Genomic DNA, 18098 nt, shown 5'->3' on the forward strand with positions numbered 1-18098 from the left:
AAGAGGAACGCCTGGTTTAGGTGCTCCTCTTTATTTTATTAACCGTCAAAAACACGAAAATAATAACCGCAAACCAGTAGATCATCCCGAAATATGGAATAAAGAATCCCGTCAACTTAAGAATCGTCTTCAACACAAGTGGTAGCGTCATTCCATAAGCCCCGAACATCCACAACCTCTGGTAACTAACCGATGCACTGCGCCCAAATGGGATCGATGCCAATGCGATGACGAAAATCAGCACTACACTAATAATCACTTGCAAAAACGCCTTCACATACTGGTAGAAAAACGCCAACTGTTTAACCTGTGATTCATTGTCCTGCAACAACTTCAACGCATCTGTATTTGTATATTTCTCCTGCGTTCCCCAAATCGGCAAACTACTATACGGCATAGTATTTGGCGACATCAAACCATTCTTCCCAAACTTAAATCCATCCTTTTTCAGCTCCACAACATAATCCGTCTTCGCCCGCTGTGTCACATCTCCAATCATAATCGTCACATCAAAAACTGGAACGGGAACAATCAAAGGCTCCCCATCGTAATCCAGTCCTTGCTCTGATAACACAAATGGCTCCATTTCCGTCAAAAGTGCCTCATAATCCAATTTTGACGTCTTCGAAAAACTAGAAAAACTCAAAATAAGGGATGAAATCAACACCAAACACAGCAAATAAAAAAACGATTTCCAAATACTTTGAGGTTTCCACTTCCCAATTGCTTTCCATTGGAAAAATAAACTCTGTTGAAACTGCTCGATTATTCCCATTTCCACTTCACATCCAAAACGTTATTTACTCTTAAAAATCATATTAAACCATTATATTATTTAAATCAATCATAAAAATTAATTTGACTTTCCGAAACGTTTCGTATAAAATGTGAATCAAAAGAAAGCGTTACCCATTCATTTATAATTATGTGCTACGAAAGGATGCTAATATGCTATTAAAAAATGATATTCAGGCTTTAAAATACGATAAAGGTACAGGAGAATTAAATAATTGGCTCATCACTGAAACACGCTTCAATCCCGAGACACTCGGCAAAGTCGAAGCCGTTTTCAGTTTAGGAAATGGCTATATGGGACTACGTTCAGCGACAGAAGAACGCTATTCTAAAGAAGTCCGCGGTAATTTTGTGGCCGGGACATTCAATAAGTTCCTCGGAGATAAAGAAGTCACCGAATTGCCAAACGCGGCGGATATGACCGAAATGGCGCTCACACTCAACGGCGAGACATTCCAGCTCACAGATGGTGAAATTCTAGATTTCGATCGCACGCTCAACCTAAAAGATGCCGAGCTATCACGTCAAATCCATTGGCGCTCCCCATCAGGTGACGAGTATAAACTTTTTTTCACCCGCTTCGTCTCCCTAGATAATAAGCACATTATTGCTCAAAAAGTCGCGATTACACCTCTTTCAAGAGACCTTACGCTAAAATTAAACTCTGGCATCAACGGTCAAATAACTAACACTGGTACGCAGCATTTCAAAGAAGGCGTCCTTCGTTTATACGATCAAAAAATCATGAAACTTGAAGCACATACCACCGAATCTAATATTGATTTTGCGCATTTTACCCGTCATGAATTCACCCTAGAAAATGACACATTTACACCGAAAAACACCATTTTCATGGATCGTCGTAAGATTTTTACAACATTTGAACCAGAAACGATTAAAAAGAATGAAACGATCACCATTGAAAAAATATCTGGCGTGTATACAAGTCGCGATAGAGATTGGGAAAACGTTGATACAGCACTCGCCTCTTTTGCTACCGTTCCAAACTACGATACTTTATTCCAAGCTCACCGCAAAGCATGGCGCACTAACATTTGGGAACAATACCCGATTCAAATCGAAGGCGTTGATTTCGACCAACTTGCGATCCGATTTGCCGTTTATCACCTAACAGGCATGACGCCAGCGCATGATAACCGCATGAATATTGGCGCGAAAGGCCTTTCCGGCGAAGGTTATAAAGGTCATGCTTTCTGGGATACCGAAATTTTTGTGTTACCATTTTTCACAACATCCAATCCAAAAATCGCCCGCCAACTCCTAGAATATCGTTTCCTTTCCATACCTGGCGCGGTCCGCAAAGCAGCAGAGAACAATTACGAAGGCGCTATGTTCCCGTGGGAATCCGCTTGGCTTGAAGACGGTGAAGTAACCCCAGTTTGGGGCGCAGCCGACATCATCACTGGCGAACCGACGAAAATCTGGTCTGGTTTCATCGAACAACATATCACCGCTGACATCGCGTTCGCTGTTTGGCAATATTACCAATTCACTGGCGATCAAGATTTCATGGAAAAACACGGTTACGAGCTCCTATTTGCCACAGCAGTTTTCTGGCAATCGCGTCTCGAAGAAAATAGTGATCACTATGAAATAACTGGCGTTGTCGGTCCCGATGAATACAAGGAGCATGTCGATAACAACGCCTTTACGAACTATATGGCACACTGGAATTTAGAAAAAGCGATCCACTATTACGACCTACTACTACAAGAAAATCCAGCATTACTAGAAGCACTTTCAAGCAAATGGGACTTAAGAACCAACTACCGAAAATGGCAAGAAAAATCAAGCAAACTCTACCTACCACAGCCGAATTCCGAGTTAGTAATCCCTCAAGACGACACTTATTTATCCAAAAAAATCATTGATCTAACACCGTATAAAGAAGCTTCACAAGTCGGCGCCCTATTCCTAGAGTACAATCTAGACCAAGTCAACGATATGCAAATCACAAAACAAGCCGACGTCATGATTCTCCTTTACCTACTAGAAAACGAATTTTCACCAGAAGTGAAGCAAGCAAACTGGGATTATTACGAACCAAAAACACTACACGATTCATCCTTGAGCCGCGCCACACATAGTATTTTAGCATCCGATTTAGGCGATAAAGAACTGGCTTACTCCATGTTTGAAAAAGCAAGTCGCATTGATCTTGGTCAGAACATGAAATCGAGTGATCCCGGCATTCACTCCGCATCAATCGGTGGCATTTGGCAAGTGGTCGTTAACGGTTTCGGCGGCGTCCGTATGCTTGATGGTAAACTCTACCTACACCCGCATCTTCCAGAGAAATGGACAGCGCTACAATTTCCGATTTACTGGAAAGGCTCCCGCTTGCTAATCAACGTCACAAAAGATACTATCAAAATAACAAATACATCAAATAATGACGTTCAGTTAACACTAAATGGCACTGAAATATCAATTTTAGCCAATACAACATTTACAAATAACTAAAAATTGAAGGAGCAAGCCAATCTGGTTCTTGCTCCTTTCACTAATTTTGTGAGGTGTAATATGAAAAAAATCAACCCAAGTATCATTTATCCAATCGAAAACTGGCAGGTATCCGAATCCGAGTATACTTTAGAAACAAACCAACGTAGCGAGACCATTTTCACCGTCGGGAATGGCTATATCGGGATTCGTGGTTGCACCGAAGAAACCATGCCTGAGCTTGAAAACCACACGCTTCCAGGAACCTACATCAATGGTTTTTACGAAACGGCACCGATTATTTATGGAGAAGCAGCTTATGGTTATGCCGAAAATCACCAAACCATTCTAAATGTCCCTAACGCATTACCGTTTGAAATAACAGTAGATGGGGAGAAAATAACACTATTCAGCGGTAAAATAACGGACTACTCTCGAAAACTCTCTTTTAAAACCGGCCTATTCGAGCGACAATTCACGTGGACCTCTGAAAAAACAGGAAAACAGCTTAAAATCATATTTTCTCGATTAGCCTCATTCACCAGAAAGCACGTAGCGGCCATTAAAATCAACATTCAGCCAGTAAATTTCATGGCTGCGGACATCCAAGTCACATCTTCCCTCCAAGGCGCTGTAACAAATCAAGAACATGATGGCGATCCACGTGCTGGAGCTGCTTTTTCAGGGCAAGTTCTAAACACAGAAAAAGTGATTCAACAAAGCGGTATACTTGGTTTATTTCAGCGTACTACTTCTTCCAAACTAGAAATTGCTAGCGGTATCAAGCACAGTATTCCAGGTTCTGTATCGCAAAAACAAGATTTTTGGTCAGAATCATGGCAATTTGACGGTTCAACATCCATAGAAATCTCAAAATTCATTGGTTATGCTACCTCTGAAAAAGATAATATCCAAACACTTTGCACAGAACTTGAAAAAGCCTCGAAAGCTGGATTTGCACAACTTGTACAAGAACAAGTGGATTATCTTGATCTATTTTGGAATCGGGCTGATATTGGAGTTACTGGCGATGACGCGTTGCAACAAGCGCTCAGATTCAATGCCTTCCACTTGCTCCAATCCGTTGGGCGCGATGGTAGGACAAATATTGCAGCTAAAGGCGTGACCGGTGAAGGTTATGAAGGGCATTATTTCTGGGATACCGAGATTTTCATTTTCCCATTTTTCGCATTTACCCAACCCGAAATCGCGAAGAAATTGCTCGAATATCGCTATAGTATATTGCCGAATGCCAAAAAACGAGCTCGCGATCTAGCATGTTCCGGTGCACTTTTCCCATGGCGTACTATCAACGGTGAAGAAGCCTCTGCCTATTATCCAGCTGGAACCGCACAAATTCATATTAATGCAGATATTATGCATGCCTTGAAATTATATACTGAGGTTACCAACGACACAGATTTCCTCAATGAAAAAGGCCTTGAGATGCTAATTGAAACTAGCCGTTTTTACATGGATTACGGTGATTTTGTGGAGGGCCGTGGCTTTACAATCAATGGTGTGACTGGACCAGATGAGTATACCGCGCTGATAAACAACAACACCTATACAAATATGATGGTGAAAGATCAGCTCGAATTCCTGCTCACCTCACTTACCGATGAAGCGCGGATCAAGTTCAACATTAGTGACATAGAGATTAAAAATTGGACTCTTGCAGCTAAAAATATGTATATTCATCGCACAAATTCTGCACTAATCGGTCAAGATGATTCTTTCTTAAACAAAGGGAAATGGCCTTTTGAAACCACACGCGAAGATCAATATCCATTATTACTCCACTTCCATCCCATGAAAATATATCAAAAACAGGTTTTGAAACAAGCTGATCTTATTCTTGCGATGGTTTTACAAAGCGAACGATTTTCAGATGAGGAAAAACAGGTCAACTATGACTATTATGAACCTCTAACTACACACGATTCATCCCTTTCACCAGCAACTCATGCGATTATTGCAGCTGAACTCGGTCGAATGGAGCAAGCGGTATCCTTCTTTTACTATACAGCTAGAACGGATCTTGACGACTACCATCACAACGTAAAAGATGGCGTACACACAGCTGCGATGGCTGGAAGTTGGTTAACAATTGTCTATGGGTTTGCTGGCTTACGAATTAAAAATGGCGAACTCCATTTCCAACCACGCCTACCTGACAAATGGACTGGCTATCAATTCCGCATCACATTCCAAGGTCGCATCATTGAAGTTCAAACGACAACCTCTGGGACAAATTTCACCCTAATTCAAGGCAATTCCATCCAATTATTTTCTGATGGGAATCCAATTCAATTATAATGTTTCACGTGAAACATCGAAAAAGCGCGTTCTAATGCGAAACTAGAACGCGCTTTTTCATATATCTATTATTTACTCTCTAAATCATGTACAAACAATCCACTCAATAACTTCGGCTCAAACCAAGTTGATTTCGGTGGCATAATCGCACCAGCATCTGCAACATCAAGTAGATTATCCATCGTCGGCGGATACATCGAGAACGCAACTGTATATTTTCCAGCGTCCACCAACTTCGCTAACTCCGCAAGTCCACGAATCCCACCAACGAAATTAATCCTGTCATCACGACGAATATCCTTAATACCAAACAGCGGTTCCAATACCTGATCCGCCAAAATAGAAACATCCAAGCTCGCAATCACGTCTCCACCAGCAAACTCAGGCTTCACTTTTAAACCGTACCAAGCGCCATCCAAATACATCCCAAACGTGTTTGGTATCGCTGGTTTATACGCCTCTTTCCCGACCTTCTCTACATCGAATTTTAGCGCGATTTGCTCTAAGAAATCAGGCGCAATCGGCACATCAACAACCCGATTATAATCCAGAATCTCCAATTGATCTTGCGGGAATAACACCGATAAGAAGAAGTTAAATTCTGCGTTCGCACCAGCATCAGGAAACTCCTCCCGACGCTTCAATCCTACCTTCACAGCCGATTCCGTACGATGATGCCCATCCGCAATATAAAGCGCCGGAATCTCCTCAAACGCCTCTGTAAGCTTATTTACCACGTCTGCGTCATCCACCGTCCAAATCCGATGCGTCACATCATGAAAACTATCAAAATCATACACAGGATCATGACTACCAATCCAAGCATCCACAACCTCATTAACCGCCGCATTCGACCGATACGTCAAGAAGATTGGACTCGTGTTCGCATCCGTCACATCCACATGGCGAATCCGGTCAAGCTCCTTCTCCTCACGCGTCAACTCATGTTTCTTGATCGCACCACTCACATAATCATCAATCGCCGTACACGTCACAAGCCCCGTCTGCGGTCGCCCATTCATCACCAGTTGATACAAATATAATTTCGGCGTCGCATCCTTCGTAAGCCATTCCTTGTCCTGAAACGCCGTCAAATTCGCCGACGCCTGCCCATAAACCGAAGCATCATACGGCGATACATCTTTCGCCAAATCAATCTCCGCCTTATCAATATGTAAAAATGACAACGGGTTCGCATCACCAAGTTCCCGCGCCTCCTCCGTATTCAACACATCGTACGGCAATGACGCCACATCATTCACGACATCCGAACTCGGTCTAATCGCCTTAAAAGCTCTAATTTTCACCACAAAAATTCCCTCCTTATTTTATAAAAATAGCTACGACAGAAAAACTATCGCAGCTATTCATTTTATCCTAATAAGCCGTCACACCAGCAGGTTCGATCACACGAACACGAATCACGCCTGGAATCGCGCCAAGACTCTTCTCCACAACTGCCAAATTCGCCTGCGCACCTTTTTCCATATCGATCAGTGTATACGCATAATCGCCTTTACTGCGATTCGTCATGTCCAAAATATTGATCGATCCATTTGCCAGTTCCGTCGTGACCTGTCCAACCATATTCGGTACATTATGATGAAATACCGCCAGGCGTGGATGTCCATTATAAGGCATATCCACATTTGGAAAGTTCACAGAATTCTTGATGCTTCCAGTCTCTAAAAAGTACGCCAATTCCTTCGCTGCCATTTTAGCACAGTTCGTCTCCGCTTCTTCCGTCGAAGCTCCTAAATGAGGCAATACTTCCACGCGCGGATGCTGAATAAACGATTCTTTCGCAAAATCCGTAATGTACATGCGCAATTGGCCAGCATTAAGCGCATCAACCATCGCATCCTCATCCACTAATTCCCCACGTGAAAAATTCAGCAAGACCGCGCTCGGTTTCAGCAATTGCAACGTTTCCCGGTTGAACATGCCCGCCGTATTATCCTTCAACGGCACATGCACCGTCAAATAATCACACGTTGCTAAAACTTCCTCCAGCGTCATCGCGCGTTCCACTTCCTTCGAAATCCGCCAAGCCGTATCGACCGAAACATAAGGATCATAACCGACAACATCCATGCCCAGCGCCAACGCATCATTCGCCACAAGCGCACCAATCGCGCCTAAACCGATGATTCCAAGTCGTTTCCCAGCCAGTTCAGTCCCAGCAAACTTCTTCTTCCCAGCTTCAACCTTTTTCTCAATATCCTCACCATCAAGCGTTTTCACCCATTCTGAACCTTCCAGAATCGGCCGCGCACCCATAAATAAACTCGCTAATACCAGCTCTTTCACCGCGTTTGCATTCGCGCCAGGCGTGTTGAAAACCACGATTCCCTTATCCGAACATGCGTCAACAGGAATATTGTTCACTCCCGCACCTGCTCTAGCAACGGCTTTCACACTCTCTGGAAAATCAAAATCATGCAGATCATAACTTCGCAGTAAAATACCATCCGGTACTTGATTCCCGTCAATTAAGTACTTCTCCACATCGAACTTACGTAATCCTTCTTTCGCAATCGCATTGAAAGTCTGAATATTAAACATGTATTTCTCCCCCTTTATGAGTCGCTACAAATTTTCCCATCAGAGTCGTCAATGCTTCAACACCCTCATACGGAAATGCATTGTAGATACTTGCGCGCATACCACCAACCGAGCGATGTCCCTTCAAATTTTCAAAGTGAAGTTCCTCCGCTTCTTTAATAAATAAGGCATCTAAATCCGCTGAACCCGTCACAAACGGCACATTCGTAAGCGAGCGATCAGCCTTGTTTACAGGAGACGAGAACAACGATGACGCATCCAAATAATCATATAAAAGTCCAGCTTTCTTCCTATTCAGCGCCTCGATTCCCGCCACGCCACCTTGCTCCTTAATCCATTCAAAAACCAACTTCGACACATAAATCGCAAAAGTCGCTGGCGTATTGTACATCGAACCATTCTTCGTCTGAACCTCGTAATCAAGCATTGCCGGCAAACCAGCTACATTTCCAATCAAATCCTCTCGAACAATAACGATCGTGAGACCCGCAGGACCAATGTTTTTCTGAGCTCCTGCATAAATCAAGCCAAACTTGCTCACATCGTACACACTCGACAAAATATTGGAAGACATATCCGCGACAAGCGGCACATCACCCGTTTCAGGAGGTGTGAAAATCGCCGTACCCTCAATCGTATTATTTGTCGTAATATGCAAATAAGCCGCATCGGACGGCACACGCGGTATCTCTGGAATATAACTGAAATTCTTATCTTTGGACGACGCCAAAACTTCAACATCACCAATTTTAGCCGCTTCCTCTATCGCTTTTTCAGACCATGACCCTGTATTGACATAATAAGCCGTCTTGCCAGCCATCAAATTCATTGGTACCATGCTGAATTGCAGACTAGCCCCGCCTTGCAAGAATAAGATTTTGTAATTTTCGGGGATGTGCATTAATTCACGCAATAGCGATTCTGCTCCCGCAAGGATTTCCTCAAACAAATCCGAACGATGACTTAATTCCATTACTGACATTCCTGAACCCTTGTACGATAATAACTCCTCCTGCACCTTCTCTAAAACCGGTACGGGCATAATCGCAGGTCCTGCTGAAAAATTATACGCTCTTTTCACTAAACATCTCTCCTGTTCCAATCGTATTTCCAACCTACAACTATGATCTTTTAATACAAAAACTGTGACAAGCCTTATAAGTGTCGCGAAAAGCCTACTTTGGAGTTCACCTATGTATCTCATTCCCATTTACAGTCTAATCAAACCCACGAATAAATACTTACTCCTAACACTTGGATACATTATATCAGAAAATACGAATATTTTCAGACAAATTGAACTTATTCTGCGTGTTTTTATTGTCAAATCGGAAGAAAGCGTCATCATATGGCTAAAAACCTAGTGACACTACTTCCAACCCTATTTCAAATAAATTTTATTAAACAATTATTTCCCGGGTAATAATCGCCTAGATCGGAATACAATCAAATATATTGCTAAAAAAATCACCAAAGTCACAATCGACCAACGATACATCATTGCATAACTATAATTGGCTGCAATAAAACTCAGTCCAAAACTACCAAGCGCCATCCCGACATCCATCCCTGACAAAAATGTCCCATTTGCGATACCTTTTTTATCAGGTGCCGCACGATCCACCGCCAAAGCCTGTAATGAAGGTTGCACCATTCCATAACCGAGACCGAAGAATAGCGAAGCTCCGAACAAAGTCCAAGCTCCTGTTGCAAATGACAACCACCATAATCCAATGCCCATCAGTAGGATTCCAGGAATAATAACGACCCGATGTCCTTTCGAATCATATAATCGCCCTGCAAAAACACGACTTATTAATACCATAATTGCCTGCCCGACAAAGAAAATCCAGACCATTTTCACGTGTAATTCCAGTCCATAAATCATCATAAACGTCTGAATTCCACCTAACGGAAACGCCATCAACATGCACAGCAATGCAGGCAATAACGCCCCCTTATCGAACAATTGCATTTTATGTTTCACAACGATCTCCTGTTTTGGCATTTGAAGTCTTGTTACCAATATAAACACCAATACCATCAACACAATCGAGAACCCAATCAGAAAATTAAACGAAAACTGGTTCATCAAAATAATCGCAATAATCGGTGCAAGCGACATCCCAAGTGCCGTCGTCAATCCATAAAAACCAATACCTTCCCCCGTCCGATTCGGTGGCACAAGTGTCGAAACACCAGTCGCAATGGAAGTTGTTGTAATCCCCCAACCGACGCCATGAAATAATCGTAGCACCAGAAGCGCCGATACAACCGTTGACCAATAAAAATTCACCGTAACCGCAATCAATACAAAAAAGCCAACCAAAATCATTATTTTCGCACCAAAACGATCATTTAGCCCTCCTGCAATAACTCGCATAAATAAAGCTACCAACGAAAATAAGCCCACCGCCAAACTCGCCTGGGTTTCCGTACCTCCAAGTTTAATAATCTGCGCCGGTAAAGTAGGCATGAAAATTTGAAAACCAATATATAAAAATAAACTAGAAATCAATAAAATAACGTAATCTTTCGTCCACAACTTCGCCTTCAAAAAATCCCTTCTCACTCTAAATTATTTTCAATCCGCGCTAAAATATCCAAATATGTTGCAAGTTCTACATCCGATATCCCTTGATAAAAATGCGCACACGTCTCCTCCACCACATTTCGAATCAGTTGCACTTTTTGTTTTCCTTCTATAGAAAGAGATAATAACGTAATCCGCCGATCCTTCTCGTCCACCATTTTCGTCATCAAATTTTTCCGAACAAGCACATCGATAATCCGGTTCACAGTCGGTGCATCTTTTTCCGCAAAATCAGCCACATGCCGCTGAGAAATCGGCGCCTTTTGATCCACCACATTCAAAACCGACCACTGCTCTGGCGTCACTTCAAAGCGCTCCAAAGCATGTTGTAATCCAAGACTAGCCTTTTTCGCCACCACATTTGTCCGAAACGTAATGCCATCATAAAATTCCCGCATGTTAGATTCACCTTTCCTCAATTAAGTTGTTACAACAATCATTGTCATAACAACTATATCACAAAAAAGATATGATAACAGCATAAAACCATTATCACACCTCTAAATTAAAACTTATTTTTCACTATCTAAAGCAAATTTACCAACAATCGCAGCGACTAAACCACCAACGATAGGCGCTAAAATAAACACCCACAATTGAGATAAAGCTTCACCGCCAGCAAATAAAGCTGGACCAATACTACGAGCCGGGTTAACAGAAGTTCCTGTCAACGGAATACCTAATAAGTGAATTAAAACTAGAGTCAAGCCGATAACTAGACCAGCGAACGCAGGATTTCCTTTTTTACCAGTAACGACGATGATAACTAAAACGAATACGAAAGTTAAAATTGCTTCTACTAAAAACGCACCGCCTGCACCGATATTTCCAAATCCATTTTGACCTAAGTTTTTTGTAGACATATCAGAAAGATTTAAGAATGAAAGCAATGTAACGGTACCAACAATCGCACCTGCTACTTGCGCCACAATATATCCTACTAACTCGCTACCTGAAATTCTCTTGTTCAAGAACATCGCAACGGAAACAGCTGGATTCACGTGACATCCAGAAATAGTCCCAATGCTGTACGCCATCGCAACGATTGACAAACCAAATGCCATCGCAATTCCAAGCGTTCCAATTCCTTCAATTCCGCCGCCTAAAACAGCAGTACCTGTACCGAATAAAACCAAAACAAAAGTTCCGATAAATTCAGCAAATAATTTTTTACTCATGTGTTCTCCTCCTTTTGAAAATTTACGCACTTATTATATATACCTCTAAATTGGCAAATTGTAAACAACTATTTTAGTAATATTTTGCACATTTCAGGAGAAATTGATTTATTTACCTAAAAAAACGCTTACTTCTAAGAAAAAGTGTATAATTATGTTGTATCGATGCAAAAGTGGTGCTCGCACTTCCAAATATTCATAAATAAAATACTACCATGTTTCACGTGAAACATTGAAAATAAAGGAGACCCTAATGGCCATTATTCAAATTAAATCTACAAATCCAGACTTTTCTTTCCTTATTAAGAAGAATCCCGACTCTGGTATGATCCTTCGTCAAATGCGCAAAGGTACCGCACACGGTTGGTACTCCTCACCTGACACCTATAATGTCTATTTTAAAGACGCTGATAATGAGATTTCCTATAAAAAGTATCGAGATGAGAATTTTGAATACCTCAATCTTTCCCGCTACAATTCGAACATTTTCCCGCTAAATGCTTTAGGTGAATTCTTTTCTTTAAAAGAACGTGACTCGCGAGACCTTCCAGGATTCACACACCAGTTCCACATTAATATGCTCTACATCCGTCGCTCTCACTACATTGAGTTTTTTCAAAAATATATGCCTAACTATACTTTCGAAACCACCCATCTTGCTGATAAAAATTGGGCCGTGACGATCTCAACGGAATCTAGTCTTTATGATCTGATCCATATGTCTAATCTCTTTTGCCTGTTTTTTGCGGGTTTCAGTCAAGAATACCTGGATATCACGGACGACTTACTTACCAAATACATCAAAAGTGTCCAGATTACTGATCCACCGTTCTACATCCGTAACCTATTTGTGCATAATTTTCTAACCACACGAAATACGTTCAATAAATTCAAATCCGAACTTGAAGCAACGGATAGATACGATATTCAATTTGATTTCGGTGGCACTGCCGTTCAAAGGCGGAATTTTATCGCAAGTCAGCTGAATTTTGATAAAGTTATAGTTGATATTGGCTGTGGCGAGGGCTTTTACGCGATTCACTTTGCTGCAAAAACGAAGCTAGATTACTACGCGATCGATATTGACCCAGAAATGCTACTCCTAACCAATAAAAAAGCGGCGAAAAAAGAACTCGATAACATCATCACATACCCATCTCTAGAAACTTTTCTAGAAAACGCTCCTACCGAGAAAGTCGATGTTATTTTAACAGAAGTTATCGAACATATGCATACAAAAATGGCGAAAAAACTCATCCGCAACATCATTCAAGCCATCGATTTCGATACATTCATTATTACTACACCAAACAGCGATTTCAATACGTTTTATGGTCTCGAAGGCTTCCGTCATGATGATCATGATTGGGAAATGAGCACAGCTGAGTTTCAAACATGGCTTACGGAAGTAGTTAATGATGATAATATCTCGCTTGAATTCCACGAGATTGGCGACGCAGTCAACGGTATTCACACAACACAAGGTGCCATTTTAAGAAGGGAGAAAATCTAACATGGAATTAAAAACAAAATTACACACGATATTCATGCTTGTCGGTCCAACAGAATGCGGAAAATCAACATTTGCCCGAAACATACTCTTACCACAACTCCAATTTTCAGATCCCGACAAAAACTTCCCCGCAAACATTCAATACCTATCCTCCGATGCGATCCGTCAAGAAATGCTCGGAAAGGACTACGATAAATACGCGCAAATTATGCTCGAAGCAAGCGATCAAACTTTCGAAATGTTATTTAAAAAACTAGATTTAGTGACAAAATTCCCAATCAACGCCGAATTTGTCATTTTAGATACAACAGGGCTTCATGCCGATTTCCGCGAAAAAGTCCGAGAAACTGCCAAAAAGAACAACTATAATCTCGAAGTTATTCTTTTTGACTATCGAAATCGCGAAGACTACTACACAAGCGAACGTTCCAAAAAACTAATTTCAAACCATCTCACGCGTCTAAAAAAGGATATTCTCCCTCATATTGCGCGTGAAAACTATAACCAGATTCATCGCGTTCGTGCCAAGAATTTCACGACACAGCCAGATGATTACACTATAAAAATTACGAACAAAACCGCTTTTTTAGACACGATTTTGCCGACAAATGAAACCTACACGATAATTGGTGATGTTCATGAGTGTGTCAGCGAGCTAAAATCACTCCTACAAAAGCACGGTGTACAAATCGAGGACAATAAAATCACGCATAGCCCGTGTAAAATCGTTCTAGTTGGCGATTGGATCGATAAAGGAAAAAATACACGTGAAATCACCGAATTTCTACATGAAAACCAGCAATATTTCTTATTTGTACTGGGAAATCACGAAAACTTTGTTCATAAATATATTTTGGGCGAAATCAAAGGCGCAAATCAAGAAATTGTCGATAATTACTTCGATTCTATTCCTGATCTTGTTGCAGATCCTATACTTTTCGCGAAATTCGAGGATCTCTTCCATTTAGCACAACCTTTCTACCATTATATTGGCGACGAAACGGCATCTTTCTATGTCACGCACTCCCCTTGCCAAAATAAATATATCGGAAAACTAGACGGAAACTCCATGCGTCATCAACGTAATTTCCATTTAGATCGCACCAAACCTGTTCAAGAACAGCTCGCATTTTTAGAACAAGATGCTGTGAATAATTATCCGTATCATATTTTTGGACACGTAGCTGCAAAAAAAGCGTTTCGTATCAAAAATAAGCTACACCTCGACACCGGATGCGCACATGGCAATACCCTAACCGCGGTCACACTTAAATACCGCAAGCCTATTTTCAAATCGGTCCACTCCGAGAATCAACAATTAGCTGGCGAATTACCCGAACTATTTAAACAAAAACGTACCGTCGCGATTTCCGAGTTAGACACAGAATCACTACGCCGTCTCCATTACATTAGCGAAAACAAGATAAATTTCGTATCTGGAACCATGTCGCCAGCACCTAAAGATCTCGAAACAAATAATTTAGAATCCCTAGAAAAAGGACTGGAGTATTTTGCAAAAAAAGGCATTTCCGAGGTCGTTCTTCAGCCTAAATATATGGGCTCCCGCTGCAACATCTACTTGCATAAAAATACAAAATCTAGTTTTGCAGTCAGTCGAAACGGCTATAAAATAACTCATATTGACTTGACGCCGATTTACCAAATACTACAATCTCAATTTGCAACATATATGGCGGAAAACAACATTCAAATGCTTATTTTAGACGGCGAACTACTTCCTTGGCAAGCACTGGGCAAAGAACTCATCGAAAAACAGTTCCAGCCAATCGAAACCGCCTTAGAAACAGAGCTATCCTTTTTACAATCACATGGTTTTGATGAAAGCCTATCCGCGTTGCTTGATCAATATAACATCAGCGAGTTTGAAACCGATCAAACACAGCTCACCAAGAAGCAACTAAACGACAAATACGGCTCCCAACTTTATCAAAACTACAAACCGCTACATCAAATCAAGCAAACACATGTAAACTTAGCGAAGCATCAAGAAGCATTAGCCACCTACAAACAACAATTAGAAATTTACGGAGCTGAATCAGATCTAGATTACAAAGCTTTTTCCGTACTGAAAATCATTTATAATGATGGAACCGAGCAAATCCCAACTTGGCCCACTTCTGAAATGTATCGCTTTTTGAATGATGATACATTTGAAGTCCTAGATCTAACGCAACCTGACGCCCTTTCCATCGCCTGGAAGTACTTCCATACCATCACATTAACTAACAAAATGGAAGGAATCGTCATCAAACCTGAAAAACTGACGCCACATATCGCACCTTACATGAAGGTTCGCAACATGGATTACCTGTCGATCATTTACGGCTATGACTTCCAATTTCCGCATAAGTTCAATAAGCTAATCAAACAGAAAAATATCAACAAAAAACTCCGCACATCGATCAATGAATGGTCTCTAGGTTCTAAATTACTCCAAATAAACTGGGAAGAAATCTCACCTACGAACCAAAAATTCAATGAAACGGCTGCAAATCTCCTTTTTGAGGTGGAACAAGAACGCGATATCGACCCCCGATTATAATGTTTCACGTGAAACATACAAAAAGAAGCTTCCCCGCGAAAAACGGAGAAGCTTCTTTTTATCCTTTTACAGGCTTAATCACAATATAACGATATGGTTCGCGACCTTCTGAATGTGTTTCCACACGCTTATCTTCGCTTAAAATCGCATGAATTGTCTTTCTTTCAAACGAAGGCATCGGCTCCAAATGAACAACTCGGCGCGTCTTTACAGTTTTATCAGCCATTTTCTTAGCCAATAAAGCTAGTGTTTCATAACGACGTTCCCGATAATCTCCAACATTCACAACAACATTTTTGTACTGTGTTGTGTCTTTATTGGCGATCAGTTGCGTCAAATATTGCAATGCGTTTAACGTCTGACCATGTTTTCCAATCAGCAGGCCTAGGTTATTTCCCGACACTTGGATGCTGACTTCCTTACCTTGTTCAGAGACATCAACGGATACTTCCGCACCCATTTTTGTAGCCACGTCAATCACATACTGAACAGCAGTTTCAATTTGGTTATGTTTCTCGATGACCTTGACCATCGCGAGCCTTGAACCAATTCCGAAAATACCTTTTTTACCAGCGTCCATGATTTCCACGTCTACTTTTTCCCGCGTTGTGCCTAAGTCCTTCAACGCGTTTTGAATTGCTTCTTCAACGGTTTGGCCTTGCGCAGTTATATCTCTCACTTTCTCTTCTTACCTCCCTTTTTCGATGCAGACATTGTCGCTGCTTTCTTTTTAAGTCTTTCTTCTTCCTTCTTAGCCTCTTCCAAAGCCGCAGCTTCGCGTTTCGCCTTGAATGGATTATTAATTAACATTGTTTGGAAAATCGTAAATACGTTTCCGACAACCCAGTAAAGTGCCAACGCTGACGGTAAACTGATACCCGCGAAAAGAATCATCAATGGCATGAAGTAGATAATCATGTTCATCGATTTATTTTGTTGTGTTTGGCCCATCATCGACAATTTAGAAGAAATAAATGTCGTTAGAGCTGCTAAAATCGGTAAAATGAAATACGGATCTTTATCGCCTAGTGTCATCCACAAGAAATCCTGTGTCTTAATCTCGGCTGTCCGGCTAATCGCTTGGTAGAATCCAAGTAAGATCGGCATTTGAATCAATAACGGTAAACAACCCATCATTGGATTTGCATTGTTCTCTTGATATAGACGCATTGTTTCTTGTTGTAGCTTTTGTTTTGTTTCGTTATCTTTTGATTTGTATTTTTCTTGCAGTTCTTTAATTTGCGGTTGCATCGCTGTCATAGCTTTTTGGCTCTTCAGCTGTTTGATCATCAATGGCATAATAAGCAGTCGGATCACAACAGTTGTCATGATAATCCCCATCGCGTAGTTGCCACCAAATAGATTCGCAAACCAAATAATTACTTCTGATAATGGATAGACAATGTAATGGCTCCAAAATCCTGTAGACTCAGATGTGATCGGTGATGTTGACACGCCACAGCCCGCTAAAACAGCCATAAGTCCAACCATCAATCCCACTAAGAGCAACTTCTTCTTCAATTGCATTTTCTTCTTCAAATAGTGCTACCTCCACTCTCCGCCTGTATTTTTTTCATAAAATCATTTCCTTTGACCTTGCTTCAAAGCTTTTGACAATTTCAAAACATGCGTCAAACTTTTCTTAATCTCATGAAAATCCATATTGGCCGCCGGTTTTCTGGCGATGATAATATAATCATAACCTTGAACGATTTGCTCATTCAATTCATGAAAGGATTGCCTAATACGTCGTTTAATATGATTACGTACGACAGCGTTTCCAATTTTTTTACTCACAGAAAGCCCAATTCGAAAATGCGCCAAATCTTCCCTTTTAAATATGTAGACGACAAACTGACGATTCGCGAATGATTTTCCTTTTTTAAATACACGTTGAAACTCATCATCTTTTTTAATACGATATGCTTTTTTCATAAAATCTCCATCTTCTAACCAAAATATCTTGCTAAAAAGAGCCTCGCGCACCCCAGTTAATCCATCAGCCCCGATTCCTGTATTATCTAAATAGGAAGTTACTGATGAATTAACGGTTCACTCTGCTCCGATTCTTCATTAAGGTCTACTACCCCCTCAATAAAAAAACCACTG

Annotated in this window: 14 protein-coding genes; 4 read left to right on the forward strand and 10 right to left on the reverse strand. The window is 41.1% G+C overall.

What is annotated here, in order from left to right; all coding sequences use genetic code 11:
- Window positions 1–16: 16 nt before the first annotated feature.
- Window positions 17–775, reverse strand: a complete 759-nt coding sequence (locus UE46_RS16110; protein ID WP_036060985.1) for a DUF1189 family protein — start codon at window positions 773–775, stop codon at window positions 17–19.
- 173 nt (window positions 776–948) lie between these two features.
- Between UE46_RS16110 and UE46_RS16115 the strand changes: the two genes are divergently transcribed.
- Together UE46_RS16115 and UE46_RS16120 are read left to right on the forward strand one after the other, a co-directional pair.
- A complete protein-coding gene (locus tag UE46_RS16115; RefSeq protein WP_118907785.1) occupies window positions 949–3279 on the forward strand; it encodes a glycoside hydrolase family 65 protein in 2331 nt (776 codons plus the stop codon).
- Window positions 3280–3339: 60 nt separating this feature from the next.
- On the forward strand, window positions 3340–5577 hold the full coding sequence (locus tag UE46_RS16120; protein WP_118907786.1) for a glycoside hydrolase family 65 protein: 2238 nt from the start codon (window positions 3340–3342) through the stop codon (window positions 5575–5577).
- Window positions 5578–5645: 68 nt separating this feature from the next.
- On the opposite strand, the gene UE46_RS16125 is transcribed toward UE46_RS16120, so the two are convergent.
- From UE46_RS16125 to UE46_RS16150, 6 genes are all read right to left on the reverse strand, one after another.
- A complete protein-coding gene (locus UE46_RS16125) occupies window positions 5646–6887 on the reverse strand; it encodes a DUF1015 domain-containing protein (protein WP_036060987.1) in 1242 nt (413 codons plus the stop codon).
- Window positions 6888–6954: 67 nt separating this feature from the next.
- Window positions 6955–8142 carry a phosphoglycerate dehydrogenase gene (locus tag UE46_RS16130; protein WP_036060989.1) on the reverse strand — a complete coding sequence of 396 codons (1188 nt, stop codon included), beginning with the start codon at window positions 8140–8142 and terminating at the stop codon, window positions 6955–6957.
- Window positions 8135–9223: a 3-phosphoserine/phosphohydroxythreonine transaminase gene (gene serC, locus UE46_RS16135; protein ID WP_036060990.1), complete on the reverse strand. Its 1089-nt coding sequence runs from the start codon at window positions 9221–9223 to the stop codon at window positions 8135–8137. The genes UE46_RS16130 and serC overlap by 8 nt, the downstream gene beginning before the upstream one ends.
- 327 nt (window positions 9224–9550) lie before the next feature.
- Window positions 9551–10699, reverse strand: a complete 1149-nt coding sequence (locus UE46_RS16140) for an MFS transporter (protein ID WP_051492932.1) — start codon at window positions 10697–10699, stop codon at window positions 9551–9553.
- Between the two features lie 11 nt (window positions 10700–10710).
- Window positions 10711–11133, reverse strand: a complete 423-nt coding sequence (locus tag UE46_RS16145; RefSeq protein ID WP_036060995.1) for a MarR family winged helix-turn-helix transcriptional regulator — start codon at window positions 11131–11133, stop codon at window positions 10711–10713.
- A gap of 114 nt (window positions 11134–11247) precedes the next feature.
- Entirely contained in the window at window positions 11248–11913 is a 666-nt protein-coding gene (locus UE46_RS16150) for an aquaporin (protein WP_036060997.1), read from the reverse strand.
- A gap of 253 nt (window positions 11914–12166) precedes the next feature.
- Here UE46_RS16150 and UE46_RS16155 point away from each other — a divergent pair, with 253 nt between their 5' ends.
- Both UE46_RS16155 and UE46_RS16160 read left to right on the forward strand, forming a co-directional pair.
- Entirely contained in the window at window positions 12167–13426 is a 1260-nt protein-coding gene (locus UE46_RS16155) for a class I SAM-dependent methyltransferase (protein WP_036060999.1), read from the forward strand.
- A 1-nt stretch (window position 13427) separates the two neighbouring features.
- Window positions 13428–15989, forward strand: coding sequence for a metallophosphoesterase (locus UE46_RS16160; RefSeq protein ID WP_036061002.1), 2562 nt, complete (start codon window positions 13428–13430; stop codon window positions 15987–15989).
- 58 nt (window positions 15990–16047) lie between these two features.
- Here the strand turns inward: UE46_RS16160 and jag are convergent, their stop codons facing one another.
- The 3 genes from jag to rnpA are packed head-to-tail and all read right to left on the reverse strand — an operon-like array spanning window position 16048 to window position 17924.
- Window positions 16048–16668, reverse strand: coding sequence for an RNA-binding cell elongation regulator Jag/EloR (gene jag, locus UE46_RS16165; RefSeq protein WP_036061004.1), 621 nt, complete (start codon window positions 16666–16668; stop codon window positions 16048–16050).
- A complete protein-coding gene (gene yidC, locus UE46_RS16170) occupies window positions 16665–17528 on the reverse strand; it encodes a membrane protein insertase YidC (protein WP_036061007.1) in 864 nt (287 codons plus the stop codon). Before yidC ends, jag begins: the two co-directional genes overlap by 4 nt.
- A gap of 42 nt (window positions 17529–17570) precedes the next feature.
- A complete protein-coding gene (rnpA, locus tag UE46_RS16175) occupies window positions 17571–17924 on the reverse strand; it encodes a ribonuclease P protein component (protein WP_036061009.1) in 354 nt (117 codons plus the stop codon).
- Window positions 17925–18098: the final 174 nt, after the last annotated feature.

The organism is Listeria weihenstephanensis, from assembly GCF_003534205.1.
GTDB lineage: Bacteria > Bacillota > Bacilli > Lactobacillales > Listeriaceae > Listeria_A > Listeria_A weihenstephanensis.